This window comes from Pseudovibrio ascidiaceicola, assembly GCF_900114245.1.
GTDB classification, from domain to species: Bacteria; Pseudomonadota; Alphaproteobacteria; order Rhizobiales; family Stappiaceae; genus Pseudovibrio; species Pseudovibrio ascidiaceicola.
This window is the reverse complement of record NZ_FOSK01000005.1, coordinates 24,946-38,971: the sequence shown is the minus strand read 5'-3', so window position 1 is coordinate 38,971 and position 14,026 is coordinate 24,946. Positions and strand designations below refer to the sequence as shown.

The 14,026-nt window shown below is 54.2% G+C and carries 11 protein-coding genes; 7 read left to right on the top strand and 4 right to left on the bottom strand.

Translation table 11 applies throughout. The annotated features are described in order from the left end of the window. The first annotated feature begins 19 nt into the window (after nt 1–19). Together BM231_RS10650 and BM231_RS10645 are read left to right on the top strand one after the other, a co-directional pair. Complete coding sequence (locus BM231_RS10650) at nt 20–493, top strand: GNAT family N-acetyltransferase (RefSeq protein WP_093519217.1); 474 nt, start codon at nt 20–22, stop codon at nt 491–493. A 217-nt stretch (nt 494–710) separates the two neighbouring features. Next, entirely contained in the window at nt 711–1,943 is a 1,233-nt protein-coding gene (locus BM231_RS10645) for an MFS transporter (RefSeq protein ID WP_093519215.1), read from the top strand. Nucleotides 1,944–2,091: 148 nt separating this feature from the next. Here BM231_RS10645 and BM231_RS10640 read toward each other — a convergent pair whose 3' ends face one another. The 4 genes from BM231_RS10640 to BM231_RS10625 all read right to left on the bottom strand — a co-directional run bounded on the left by BM231_RS10640 (nt 2,092) and on the right by BM231_RS10625 (nt 6,326). Continuing rightward, nucleotides 2,092–3,204: an ABC transporter ATP-binding protein gene (locus BM231_RS10640; RefSeq protein ID WP_093519213.1), complete on the bottom strand. Its 1,113-nt coding sequence runs from the start codon at nt 3,202–3,204 to the stop codon at nt 2,092–2,094. A gap of 10 nt (nt 3,205–3,214) precedes the next feature. Then, nucleotides 3,215–4,102, bottom strand: coding sequence for a carbohydrate ABC transporter permease (locus tag BM231_RS10635; protein ID WP_093519211.1), 888 nt, complete (start codon nt 4,100–4,102; stop codon nt 3,215–3,217). After that, the gene (locus BM231_RS10630) at nt 4,095–5,006 is read right to left on the bottom strand and encodes a carbohydrate ABC transporter permease (protein ID WP_093519209.1); all 912 of its coding nucleotides are present in this window, start codon (nt 5,004–5,006) and stop codon (nt 4,095–4,097) included. Before BM231_RS10630 ends, BM231_RS10635 begins: the two co-directional genes overlap by 8 nt. A gap of 72 nt (nt 5,007–5,078) precedes the next feature. Further along, on the bottom strand, nt 5,079–6,326 hold the full coding sequence (locus BM231_RS10625; protein ID WP_093519207.1) for an ABC transporter substrate-binding protein: 1,248 nt from the start codon (nt 6,324–6,326) through the stop codon (nt 5,079–5,081). Between the two features lie 204 nt (nt 6,327–6,530). Between BM231_RS10625 and BM231_RS10620 the strand changes: the two genes are divergently transcribed. The 5 genes from BM231_RS10620 to ptsP all read left to right on the top strand — a co-directional run bounded on the left by BM231_RS10620 (nt 6,531) and on the right by ptsP (nt 13,973). Next, the gene (locus BM231_RS10620) at nt 6,531–7,247 is read left to right on the top strand and encodes a response regulator (protein ID WP_208860269.1); all 717 of its coding nucleotides are present in this window, start codon (nt 6,531–6,533) and stop codon (nt 7,245–7,247) included. Nucleotides 7,248–7,274: 27 nt separating this feature from the next. Then, complete coding sequence (locus BM231_RS10615) at nt 7,275–8,687, top strand: sensor histidine kinase (RefSeq protein WP_093519203.1); 1,413 nt, start codon at nt 7,275–7,277, stop codon at nt 8,685–8,687. A 215-nt stretch (nt 8,688–8,902) separates the two neighbouring features. Beyond that, nucleotides 8,903–9,799 (top strand): sugar kinase, encoded by an 897-nt coding sequence (locus tag BM231_RS10610; RefSeq protein WP_063310116.1) that lies wholly within the window; start codon nt 8,903–8,905, stop codon nt 9,797–9,799. Nucleotide 9,800: 1 nt separating this feature from the next. Next, entirely contained in the window at nt 9,801–10,841 is a 1,041-nt protein-coding gene (locus BM231_RS10605; protein WP_093519201.1) for an oxidoreductase, read from the top strand. Between the two features lie 576 nt (nt 10,842–11,417). Then, on the top strand, nt 11,418–13,973 hold the full coding sequence (gene ptsP / locus BM231_RS10600; RefSeq protein ID WP_208860268.1) for a phosphoenolpyruvate--protein phosphotransferase: 2,556 nt from the start codon (nt 11,418–11,420) through the stop codon (nt 13,971–13,973). The last annotated feature ends 53 nt before the right edge of the window (nt 13,974–14,026 follow it).

Sequence of the window (14,026 nt, the reverse complement as noted above, 5' to 3'; positions counted from 1 at the left end):
AGCTGAGTGAGAGCCACAAATGCCTATAGAGATCCGCCCACTGAAGAATTCAGATGCTCCAGACTGCGCACGCGTATTTTATGATGCCGTCACAATCGGAGCAAAGGAGTACTATTCGGAAGAGCAGCTCGCCGCATGGGCTGGGCCTGCACCCGCACCTGAGCGTTGGTCTGCCAAACTCCACGATATGGCTGGCTTTGTTGCTGTCAAAGACAACTCTGTAATCGGTTTCATGACCATCGACACAAAAGGCTATGTGGAGTTCGCCTTCACCAGCCCTTATCACACCCGCCAAGGTGTCGGCACCGCTATCTATGACCAGCTGCAAAGCTGGGCAGAACAGCGCAACATCTCCACCCTCTCAGCAGATATAAGCATAGCTGCAAAAGCCTTCTTCCTTCACCACGGCTGGCAGGTTGAGCGCGAGCAAGCACCCGTTGTTCGAGGGGTAGCGCTCACAAACTTTCTCATGACAAAGACCTTGGCCGCGTAAAGCCTAACGACACCCACTAGAGTTCCTGCGATATTCACGTGGTGTCATGTCTGCAGCAGGCTCAAAATCGAATAACTGACCGACTTTGAGTTGCACTCCCAAGCACTCGCTTTTATCACTATAAGATAAGAATGATTTTGAAAATTGCTTCCAATAGTAGTGACTACGCACACCCAAATTATTGAATTTATAGCACATTTCGCAGAGTGAGGCTGTTTTGTCTGATACTACCTTGAAGGCTAAATGGGGACAGATCAGCCTCCTGTTTTCAGCCAATTTTCTGTCTTTGTTGGGAAATGGCTTGTCTGCCATTGCAATACCTTGGTTTGTCTATGACCTGACGGGCAACGCTGTCATCACAGCAACAATCGCCATTGCCGGACAGCTTCCAAACATCGTTGTCGGTCTTTTCAGCGGGCCGTTGATCGACAGGTTCTCCGCCAGAACCACGAGTATTTTCTGCGATGCCGTGAACGCCTTTGCTGTGCTTCTAATACCGCTCTTGTACTCTGTTAACCTGCTGGATCTCGCCCTCCTTGGTTTTCTGGTCTTCCTTTCTCAAGTTATCGATGTTCCGGGCCAAACAGCAAAAAGCGTTATGATCCCAGCCTTAATTGATCAGGAAGGGTTGCCTCGCGAACGTGTAAACGGAATGAACTCGCTGCTTGAGACTGTGGCAGACCTTCTAACCCCATCTATGGCTGGTATCCTGATCGCAGCATTTGGCGCAACCACTGTGCTGATCCTGGACTCCCTGAGCTTCCTGATGGCGCTTATGATCGTATCCATAGGCATCAAGGCCACTCGTCAGCAGCACGCAGCTAATACAAATAAACAACCAACGAAAGAAGTCTGGAAATGGATGCTGTCAACACCGGGCATCTTGAAGCTCGGCCTTTATGACTTGATCATCAACACAGTGGCCGTCTCCTTGCTATCATTGACCTTACCGGTTCTGGCAAACTCAAATGACAAGCAAGCGGTCTGGCTTGGAATCTGGCTCACATGCTTTGCCTGCGGAACCACGCTCACAACACTGGCCTACACGTTTCTGGGCCACAGAGTATCATCGCTCAGGCTTCTGCAACTCACACCCATAGGCCAAGCACTTGGCCTAGCCTTGCTGCTCTGGATGATCAGTACGGATTGGACAAGCGCCAATGTGGAGACCGCGGCAATCGTCATTTCACTGGGAATGTTTGTGTATGGTGTGAACCTGGGCGTTGGTAGCGTCGTGGATGCGACCGTGCTTCAAAAACTCGTCCCCGAAGACAAACGCGGCACAGTCTTCTCCGCCTTCTCCTCCCTACGCTACACCGGCGTCCCCCTAGGCCTATTCCTCACTGGAATCCTCCTAGAGCAAAATAACCCCACACTCCTCTTCACCACCTTCATCGCCCTACTCACTCTAAACTCACTACTTTGGGTGAAAGGAACGTTGGAGATTTAAAGTTGTGAATTGTGGTTCCATAATTCACATTATCCGACTTTTGCATAGAAGAACGGTATTTTAGACCCGTAACCTTCCAGAATTGCTGCACTTATTGGAATGAGCGACCCTGTCAAGAAATTCACACTATACTCCTCGAAGTTTTAGCCTACCCAATCAACTCCTCACTCTCCGCATCAAACAAACACACTCGCGCCATGTCGATGGTGAAGGTCATGCTCTCTCCTGGGGTACACGCAAATAAGGGGGAGATGCGGGCTTTGGCGGGGTGGTTTGCTAGGCGGATGAGGCAGAGGGTGTCGGCGCCGGTGGGTTCCAGGAGCTCGACGTCGCATGCAATTTCCGGATTCACGGTCTGCGTGAAGGCGTTGTGGGTGATCATTTCGGGGCGCAGGCCGAGGATGATTTTTGTGTTTTCACGGGCGTGCAGCTGCTCAGAATTTGGGAGCGGTAGGAAGTAGTCTACTGGCTTGCCCCTCAGGACGGCAGGCAGGATGACACCGAGTTGTTCCTCTCGTTTCACCAGATCCACGTCTACAAAGTTCATTGGTGGTGCGCCGACGAAACCGGCGACGTACATGTTTGCTGGTTTGCTGTAGATCTCTTGCGGGGTGCCGATTTGCTGGATCTCACCGTCTTTCATGATGGCGATGCGGTCTGCCAGCGTCATGGCCTCTATCTGGTCGTGAGTGACATAGACCATCGTGGCTTTTAGGGTTTGGTGGAGCTTCTTGATCTCTGTGCGCATTTCGCCGCGCAATTTGGCGTCCAGATTGGAGAGTGGCTCGTCGAACAGGAAGATTTTGGGCCGGCGTACAAGGGCACGCCCCATAGCCACGCGCTGACGCTGCCCGCCTGATAATTGCGATGGTTTTCGGGAGAGCAGGTGTTCGATCTGCAGCGTACTTGCAACCTCGCGGACGGTGGCTTTGCGTTCTGCCTTGCTGATTTTGCGCATTTCCAGCCCGAACGCGATGTTGCGCTCCACTGTCATGTTTGGGTAGAGCGCATAGCTTTGGAACACCATGGCGATGTCGCGGTTTTTGGGGTGAACGTCGTTGACCACCTCCCCATCCAGCCGAATGATGCCGTCAGCTATTGGTTCCAGACCGGCGATGATGTTGAGCAGTGTCGACTTTCCGCAGCCGGAGGCTCCCAGCAGGACGAGGAACTCACCATCTTTTACATCAAGTGAAATGTCCTTCAGGACGTCAGTTGAGCCAAAGGACTTGGACGCATGTTCGATGGATATGGTCGCCATAAATGAGCCTTTAGCCTTTGACCGCGCCGGCGGTGAGCCCGCGCACGAAGAAACGTCCAGCGATGATGTAGACAACAAGGGTCGGCGCTGCCGCTATGAGGGCTGCGGCCATGTCCACGTTGTATTGCTTTACGCTGGTCGTTGAGTTGATGAGATTGTTGAGTGCGACTGTGACCGGCTGAGACCCGCCTGAGGTGAAGCTGGCGCCAAAGAGGAACTCGTTCCACACCTGCGTGAACTGCCAGATGACAGAGACAACGATGATTGGGATCGAGAGCGGCAGCATGATGTGCCAGAAGATGCGAAAGAACCCTGCCCCATCCATGGTGGCTGCGCGTACCAGCTCTTGCGGAACGGAGACGTAGTAGTTGCGGAAGAACAGCGTGGTGAAGCTGATGCCGTAGATGGTGTGCACCACGATGAGGCCGGTGATGGAGTTGGCAATGCCCAGATAACCAAGCGTTTGCGCCATGGGCAGGATGACGATCTGGAACGGGATGAAGCAGCCGAACAGCATCAGGGCGAAGATGATGTTGGCACCGCGGAAGCGGAAGAGCGACAGGGCGTAGCCGCTCAAGGCGCCGATCAGGGTTGAGATCGCTACCGATGGCACGGACATGATCACCGAGTTGAGGAAGTACGGACGCAAGCCCTCACAGCGCACACCGATGCAGGCGCTGGACCATGCCTCACGCCAGGCGGTGAAGTTGAGCTCGTGCGGCAAATCCAGCAAAGCCCCTGCCCGGATTTCCGCGAGATCCTTCAGCGAGGTAGAGAGCACCACGTAAATTGGGCCCAGATAGAGAACCGCAGCGGCGAGCAGCAGGGTCCAGATGAAGATGCGGCCAAGCAGGTGGCGTTTGCCGTTGGCGCCGGGGAGTGTTTTGGGCTCAGCCATGTCGCTTTGCCCTCAACTCTGAATAAAGATAGGGCACGATGATTGCGGCAACGGTGGCCAGCATCATCATGGCGGAGGCGGCACCAAGGCCGATCTGGTTACGGCGAAAGGCCATCTCATACATGAAATTGGCGGGCAGCGTGGAAGAATAGCCCGGACCGCCGTTTGTCAGCGCCACCACAAGGTCGAAGCTCTTGATGGATAGGTGCGCGAGAATGACGAAGGCAGAGAGGAACACAGGTCTCAGCGAGGGCAAGATGATGCCGAAGTAGATGCGTGTGGTGCTGGCGCCGTCCAGATGAGCGGCGCGGATGATATCCTCATCAACGGTGCGTAGAGCGGAGAGGAACAGGGCCATCACAAAGCCTGAGGCCTGCCAGACAGCGGCGAGGACCACCACATAAATTGCCATGTCGCGGTTGACGATCCAGTCGAACTGGAAACTCTCCCACCCCAGTTTTTGCATGTAGCTTTCAATGCCGAGGGACGGGTTCAGGATCCATTTCCATGCTGTGCCCGTCACGATGAAGCTGATCGCCATGGGGTACAGATAGATCGTGCGCAGCGCACCCTCAGCGCGGATACGCTGGTCCAGCAGAACGGCCAGCACGCAGCCAATGGTGATTGAGAACAGGATGTAGAGACTGCCGAAAATCAGCAGGTTATCGAACGCCACATTCCAGCGATCCATAGCCAGCAAGCGCACATATTGCTGGATGCCCTGAACATCGAAAGTGGGCAGCATGCGAGAGTTGGTGAGCGAGATGATGCCGGTCCACGCGATGAAGCCGTACACAAAGAACACGAGGAGCAGGAACGGCGGAGCGATCACCAGCTGCGGCAAATATCGCTGCAATCTGTCTAAAACAGACATCTGCTGCTTGCGCTGCTGGGGGTTGGACATAGGGTTCTCTTTGCTCACTGGGTGCTGCGGTCTTATCAGGATCTACGCTTTACTCTGACTGCCCTAGGGAAATCAATCTGCTAGGATTACGGTCTCGGCAAGTTGATTGACAGCCTCTTGCGAAGACATATCCGTATTGAAATGCTCTGTGACCACATCCAGAAACGCCCCACGCACGGCGCCGGACTGTACTAGCTCGTGAGCGATGGATCCAACCACGGTGCCGCGGGCCTCATTGAGAAGAAGGTCTTCGCTGGATTTCATGGCGCATTCATCAAAGCCATCAAGGCTTACGCCAAGTCTGGCGGGAATAGAGCCTTTCAGCAGGTTGAAGTCCTTCTGCACCTGTTCATCCAGCAGCGTAGAGGCCATCAGCTGCTGTCCGGCTTTCTGATCTGGGTCTGAGACTTTGAACATGGCAAAGCTGTCGGAGTTGATGATGTACCCTCCCTTGGAGGGGGACGAGACGCAGATGAAGTCTTCACCGTACTCAAGACCTGCCGTCAGAAATTCGGCCTTGGCCCAATCGCCCATAATCTGCATGGCCGCCTCACCGCGCATCACCATGGCGGTGGCAAGGTTCCATTCGCGGCCCGGAGCGCCGGGGTCCACATAGGTGCTGAGCTTGCGCATCTGGTCAAACACCTTGATCATAGTGTCGGAGTGCAAGGCCTCCTGATCCAGATCCAGATAGACCTTCTTGTAAAAATCCGCGCCGCCGATCCCCAGCAACACCACTTCAAACAGGGTAACGTCCTGCCAGGGCTGGCCACCATGGGCGAGCGGGATAATGCCTGCGGCCTTGATCTTTTCTGCGACCTCGTTGAACTCTTCCCATGTTTGCGGAGGTGTGACGCCGACCTGATCCAGCACTCTCGGGTTGGCCCAGATCCAATCCACACGGTGGATGTTCAAAGGCACAGCAACATATTTACCCTGATACTGAACGGTTTCTTTCAAAAGGTCTGGCAGCAGCTCATCCCAGTTCTGCTGCTGTGCAATAGCATCGAGCCCTTCAAGCGCGCCCACTTCGGCCCATTCCTGAATGTTCTGGCCTTTGATCTGGGCAACGGAAGGCGGCACTCTGGCCAACGCGCGGGCACGCAAGACGGCTGCCATGGCGTCTCCGCCTCCGCCAGCAACAGGTGCGTCATCCCACACACCGCCACGGGCCTCAAACGCCTGTTTGAGGGAAAGGGCTGCACGTGCTTCTCCGCCTGATGTCCAGAAATGCAGAACTTCAGCGGTTGGTGCGGCTTGTGCCGTTATGCTACCGAATAAAACAGCAAGTGCGACCAAGCTGAGACGCGGGCTGCCCATTACATTCTCCCGATGGGTATTCTCAAGGACGCTTCTAGCAAACTCTTTCTTCAATTTATCGCGTATAAACACACAATCCAATGAACTTGCACGTGCAAGACAACCTGACGCATACACATTCCTCTCGCGACGGCCAAATGTTTTGTTATACAGCACTGAGCCAGAGTGAGCTGGTTGGGATTGAAATGGGTACACCGAGGTATGATGCTCTCGAACAAAACACTGCTGATTGTTGACGATGATGAGGAAATCGCCAGCCTGACGGCAGACTTCCTGAAAGATCGTGGGTACACCGTGTTCACCGCCAACTCTGCGGAGGAAGCGATTGAGCTTCTGGACACCAACCACATTGATCTGATGGTTCTGGACATCATGCTGCCGGGAGAAAACGGGCTGACCCTGTGCCAGCGCGTGCGCCAGACCTCCAAGATGCCGATCATCATCATCTCCGCTATTACGGGTGATACAGAACGCATTGTCGGGCTGGAACTGGGCGCCGATGATTATCTGGAAAAGCCGTTCAATCCGAGAGAGTTACAAGCCCGCATCTTTGCTATCTTCCGCCGCACGGAAGACGTGGAAACAGCAGCTGCGCCCAAAGCGCAGCGCTTTGAATTCAGCGGCTGGAAGCTGGATGAAGCAACCCGCCACCTGACCGCACCGGACGGTGTGCTGGTGCACCTCAGCTCCTCTGAGTTTGATGCTCTGCTGACCTTTGTGAAAGCGCCGCAAAAGCCAATCTCTCGCGACACGTTGGGGCGTGTACTGCGCGGGGCTAAGGTGGATTCTCACGATCGCAGCATCGATATTCTGATCAGCCGCCTGCGCAAAAAGCTGGCACAGACGGACCCAAGCACGGACTTCATCACAACAGTGCGCCATCAGGGCTATCTGTTTTCTCAAAGCGTAACGCGAGTGTAGGTCCATGGCACTGAAAAGAGCGTGGCTATGTCAGGATTGATCCTGAGCCTCCTGCCCAGATCCCTTGAACGCCGTATGGTTGTGGTTCTCATCACCGCCGTGCTCTCGGTTTTCGTGGTGCTGGGGCTCACGCTCAATGCTTACAACACTCGCGAATTGGCACTGGCGAACTCTTTTGAGGCGGATGCGGAACTGAGCCAATACATTCGCGGCTCTGCACCAGCTCCTTTTGCAGGCAAATATCTGCAGGCCGTTCAAGCTGTCCAACCAACACCATCAGACGGAGCTTCGTCCCTTCCAATAAGCATTAACGATGAAGGCTCATCCCTAACCGCAACTCTGATGTTTGAAGGTGCGCTGCCTCGGGCCGATCTGATCATTCAAGATCAATCTAAACCAACATATCAAGTTGATAATCTTGGTACTTTCGTTTTGGCCGTAACACGTCAGGACAAAAACGCTCAGCTCTATCTGGCTCTTCCAAATCAGCAAGGTGTACGCCTGATAACGTTCCCAGAGCTCTGGCAAAACCGGATGACAGAGCCGGTGCTCTTCATCCTCGCGGCCCTTTGCATCACGCTGGTGTTCGTGCTGGCCCGCAGTCTCGTGCATTACACAGCTGCGCCGTTCCGTTCCCTCGCCAAGTATGAGCGAGCTGAGCTGAAACCGTGGGACACGGAGGAAGCCGTTGCCCTGCAGGATACACTGGTGCGAGAGCAGGAAGCCCGCGCACAGCTGCTGGAAGAGCAAAAACGCATGCTGGCCTCCATCAGTCATGATCTGCGTACACCTGCCACCCGACTACGCCTGCGGCTGGAACAGATCGAATCCACCACCCTGCGCAATCGCATGCTGCATGATGTGGAAGAGATGACCCGCCTCATCGCGGCCTCCCTTGATTTCCTCCGCTTCAACGCCTTGCTGGAAGAGCCTCAACACCTCTCCCTTGCGGCGCTGCTTCAGTCTCTTTGTGATGACTACATGGACACGGGCAATGATGTTGTGTTCGTGCCTCAACGCCATAAGCTGACGGACCAAAGCCGCAATATCTTTGGTGGTGGCGGTGAAGTTGAGCTGGAAGTTGAAGGCCGCGCTGTCATGAATGGCCAACCGACGGCCCTGCGCCGAGCCTTTAGCAATCTCATTGATAATGCGCTCAAATATGGTGGCGCAGCCACTGTGGAGATGCAAAATCTTGAGAATGATCAGCTGCTTGTTTCCATCAGCGATCCCGGCCCCGGCATTCCCGACCATCTGCACGAAAAGGTGTTTGAGCCTTTCTTCCGCAATGACAGTGTAGAGCGCACCCGCTCTTCCAGCGTTGGCCTTGGCCTGTCCATCGTCAAACAGATCATCAACGCCCATGGCGGAGAGATCAGCCTTGGCGAAACGGCAGAAGGCAAGTTTTGCATTTTTGTGAAACTGCCGCGTGAGTTGTAGGCACAGCCGCACTCTGCGTAGTTTTCCTCATACCACCAGCCATTTTGGGGAAAGACCCGCAAAAACAACCTGTAATGTAACAAGTTGATACATCAGGTTTGCGAGCAAGGCACTTTCATGATTTCCCTAGGACATCATTTAGAAATCCGTCGTTAAAAGCGGAAGGTACCATCGCTGCACTTGGCAGTGTGACCCGGACTTTAATGGAGTACAGGATGAAAGCGTTATTCATTGGTCAGTCTTATATTGACGTGACCTTTTTGTCAGAGATCATGCCAGAGGGTGATGAGAAGGCAATTGCACAGGATTACGCTGTCAGTTTTGGTGGCAACGCTGTCACCGCGGCTTTCGTCTGCGCAAAGCTGGGCATTTCACCTGACCTGTTGTGCTCCATGGCAGACGATTGGCTCTCCCGCATGTTCCGCGATATGGCGGCCAAATACTCCATTCCAATCCATAGCTGCAAAGTGAAGGAAAGTTCCCTCTCCTTCATCATGCCGAAGGACGGCAAACGGGCTATTGTGCGTTGTCGTGACAACGATTTTCTGCACCCGGTTCCTGAGCTTAACCTGGCTGGTTGTCAGGCGCTGCATGTAGATGGTCACATTCCTCATGCCGCTTTGCACTACGCCAAACTTTGCCGCAAACACGGCATCCTGACGTCTCTGGATGGTGGTGCTGTTCGCGAGAACACCGAGGAACTTCTCGACTACATTGATGTAGCCATCGTATCCGAGCTGTTCTGTGAGCAACTTGGCAAATCCCCGGAAGACACGCTGGAATACTTGCGTGCCAAAGGCGTGAAGGTCGGCGGTGTCACGCAAGGCGAAGAAGGCCTGCTGTGGTACGAAGACAAATGCCCGATCAAACGTTTACCAGCTCTGAAAGTGCCAAAAGAGCGCGTCATCGACACCAACGGAGCGGGTGATACCTTCCACGGTGCTTACGTCTATGCGTATCTGGCAGACCCAAAAGGCAGTTGGGAAGATCACTTCAAAACAGCGCGCGCGGCCTCCGCACACGCCATTCAGTTCCTCGGCAACGAGGCCTCCCTGCCGACCGTTCTTGACCTCGACAACGTACAGAAGAATTTTCCAGCAAGTGATGCATAATATGAGTTCTGTTCAGCCCGTTAAAACGGCTCTTGTGGGCTTTGGTGTTTCTGGCCAAAGCTTCCACGCACCCCTGCTGACATTTGTGGAAGGGATCGACCTTGCCGCGGTGGTTTCCAGCAAGCCGGATCTCGTCAAAGGCAAGTTGCCCGATTGCACGCCGTACACCTCCTTTGATGAGCTGTTGGAGCAACCGGAGATCGAGCTTGTCGTTCTCAGCCTGCCCAACACCTTGCACTACGACCATGCCAAAAAGGCACTGCTCGCTGGCAAGCATGTGGTGGTTGAAAAGCCATTCACCATCACCAGTGCGGAAGCTGAAGAGCTGATCGACATTGCAGAGCAGAAAGACCTGAAGCTCTCAGTCTATCATAATCGCCGGTTCGACTGTGATTTCCTGACGGTTCAGGACCTCATGGAAACCGGCAAGCTCGGCAAAGTGCACTCTTACCTGTGCAACTACAATCGCTACCGCCCGGACATTAAAGGCCGCTGGCGCGAGCAGGACATTCCCGGTGCTGGTATTCTTTATGACCTGGGTGCCCACGGCATTGATCAGGCGCTGAGTTTGTTTGGCACGCCGAAATCCGTTCAGGCGAAACTGCGCGTTCAGCGTAAAGAGGCAGCAGCGGTGGATCACTTCCATCTTGTGCTTGGCTATAACGACTGCGATGTCGTCCTGCACGGCAACTGTCTAAGCACAGAGCAAGGTCCACGCTTTCAGGTGAGCGGGGATAAAGCCACCTACATCACCTATGGCATGGACCCGCAAGAGGACATGTTGAAGGCTGGCGGTGGACCTGCAAGCCCGACCTGGGGCATTGAAGCTGAAGACGACTGGGGCACGCTGTATAACGAGACGGGTGAAGGTACGCGCGTACCAAGCCAGAAAGGTGGATACGAACGGTTCTACGCAGGTATGCGGGACGCCATTCGCAATGATACCGCAGTACCAGTCTCCCCACGTGACGCGATGCAGACCATCCGCATCATTGAAGCAGCTTATCTGAGCAACAAAGAAGCCAGAACTGTCTTGCTCTGAAGATCGAAACTTGACCTGTGGCGGCTCTCTGCTGCCGCGGGCTCCTCTCCTCGCGGTTCAGCACATAAGCACGCACCAAAAAGCGCTTTGAACGCAAAAATCACAAAACAACGCAAAGAAAAACGCAGACTGAAATCCGGTCCCGTGGTCCCTTCAGACATGGGCGCTTTTGCGATTTCGGGATGCTAGAGCGCGTGCTGATCCTTTTTACAAGTGAAACTGCCCGAATTGGCCGCTCTGTAATGTATCAAGCTGTTGTTACAGCATTGTTGCAAATGTATGGAAGGGCGCCTCCGACTGCATGTAATTGCATGATGTATATTAGTATATAATTCGAGTTAATCTTATCTATACATCAAGTCGATTAGCACTGATATCCATCAGTAAGTCATTCTCTATGTAATGAGAAATATTTCCCTTTGTAACAATTCGTAACACCCCGTAACACTAGTCTTTTTACGTATTGTTGTGCGGCCTTACGCAAATGATCCTCGCGTAAAAATCGCCTCTTGTCCCTTCAAGACTTAGTGGAAGCTTAAGAAGGCGCGCATTCACCTAATATAATCGGGAGATAAAATGGTGAAGGATCCAAAAAACAAATTTTCCATCAATTTGCCTTTGAAGGGCATTGTTCAGGCTGTCACCGACCTGCCCGATCCGGTGTTTGCCGAAAAGATGATGGGTGATGGTGTTGCCATCGACCCGACAGACAATGTTCTTTACGCCCCGTTTGCTGGCCAGATAACTCAAATTCACAATTCACATCATGCAGTTACACTGCAACAAGGTGACGTTGAACTGTTGATGCACATCGGTCTCGACACCGTCGCCCTGAAAGGCCGCGGCTTTGAACTGCACGTCGCAGAGGGAGATCAGGTCGAGCAAGGTCAACCCCTTATCACCTTCGACGTCGACCTCATCGCCCGCGAATGTGTTTCCGTTCAGTCCGCAGTTGTCATCACCAGCGGTCAGGAAATCACAACAGTTGCTCCCTTCGGCAGCGCTCAGACAGACCTCAATCAGGTCGTCTTCACCGTCCCAAGCAGCAACGATCCGCAAGGCACAATTGCTCCAGCGCAGGAAACTGCTGCTGAGCCAACCGGCCCTGCGATCACTGGCTCCGTCAAGATCCCCAACGCCACCGGTCTCCACGCCCGTCCAGCCGCCCGTCTGGCTGTTGAAGTGCGTAAAGCGGATGCAAAAGTGACCTTTACGGTCAACGGCAAAACCTGCAGCGGCTCTTCTGTTACCGGCATTATGTCTTTGAAAACAAAGCTTGGTGACGAGCTGGAGATTGAAGCTGTTGGTCCGGATGCGCAGCAAGTGGTGGCTGATGTTATCGCTGCTGTGAAAGCTGGTCTTGGCGAAGAAATCACCAGTTTCTCTGAGGCCCCAAAGGAAGACGTGATTGAAGAAGCGCCTCTGCTTCAGGTCAAATCAGGCGAAGAAGGTGTTCTCATCGGCTTCACCGCATCTCCGGGCCGCGCCATCGGCAAATTGGTCAAGCACAACAAAGCTCTACCGGAAGTTACCCGCGAAAGCATCGGCCCTGCTGAAGAACGTGCGGCGTTCAAAGCCTCCGTCAAATCCAGCATTGCAGACCTGCAAAGCATCATAGATCGCCTGAACAAGAACAGTCAGGAAGAACTGGCAGAAGTCTTCAACGCCCATATCGAGCTGCTCTCCGATCCGGAACTCTCCGAGAAGCCACTGGCCGACATCGCGAAGGGCCAAGGCGCAGCCTGGAGTTGGAAACTGGCTTACGAAGCCCAGGCAGAAACCCTCGCCAAAATGGACGACCCGCTGTTGGCTGGCCGTGCTGTTGACGTGCGCGATATTGGTCTGCGGGTTCTGAAGAAACTGCTTGGCGTTGATGACGGTGGTGAAATTCTGGAGGAAGGCACCATCCTTCTTCAGGAAGACGTCACCCCTTCCGAAATCGTTGCTCTGGATCTCACCAAGATTGTCGGTTTGTGTACCACTCATGGCGGTTCATCTTCTCACGCAGCCATCATCGCCCGCTCCAACGACCTGCCATATCTCGTCAATGTCGAAGAAGCCATGAAGGATCTGGAAGACAGCACCGTGCTGCTTCTGGACGCAAAGCGCGGAAAAATCAAAGTTTCTCCGACTGACGAAGAGCAAGCTGCCTTTACCAAGAAGATTGAAAACGCAGCCAAGCAAGCTGAAGAATACCAGCGCGACGCCCACAAGCCGGCCATCACCAAAGACGGTTTCCGGGTGGAAGTTGCGGCCAACATCGGCAGCGTCGAAGATGCTGAAAAAGCTGTTGCAGCTGGTGCAGAAGCCGTTGGTCTGCTGCGTTCCGAGTTCCTCTACATGGAGCGCCTCAACGAGCCGACGGAAGAAGAGCAGGCAGAAAAGGTTGGCGCAATCCTTGAGGTTATGGGCAAGGAACGCCCTGTCATCATCCGCACGCTGGATGTGGGCGGCGACAAGCCTTTGCCTTACATGCCTATGCCGCATGAAGAGAACCCGTTCCTCGGCGTCCGCGGTGTACGCATCGGCATCGAGCGCCCAAGCATCCTGCGCCGACAGGTCCGCGCCATTCTTTCTCAGGCACACAAGGGTCATGCACGCATCATGTACCCGATGATCAGTGCACTGGATGAGCTGCGTGCCGTCAACGCTCTGGTGCGCGAAGAGCAGAAGAACCTTGGTGTAGAGCATGTTGAAGTCGGTATCATGATCGAGGTGCCCTCCGCTGCTCTTATGGCCGACAAGCTTGCATCGGAAGTGGATTTCTTCTCCATCGGCACCAATGACCTCACCCAATACGTTATGGCGATCGACCGCGGCCATCCCGGCCTCGCGTCCCGCGCCGACGCTCTGCATCCAGCCGTGCTGCGCATGATCGAGCTGACCGTCAGAGCAGCAGACGATGTAGGCAAATGGGTCGGCGTCTGTGGTGGCCTGGCCAGTCAGGTAGAGGCGGTGCCCGTTCTCATCGGCCTCGGCATCAAGGAACTCTCTGTCAGCGTACCTGCGTTGCCGGAAGTGAAACACAAAGTTCGCACTGTATCCATGGAGGAGTCCCGCAAGCTCGCGCAAGCAGCTTTGGACTGCGCGGATACCAGTGACGTGAAAGATCTCCTCAAATCACAGCAGTGATGCAGGAGTAAATGTGGGAGTTGGTGTTCCAGTCGGGAATACCTAACAAAAGT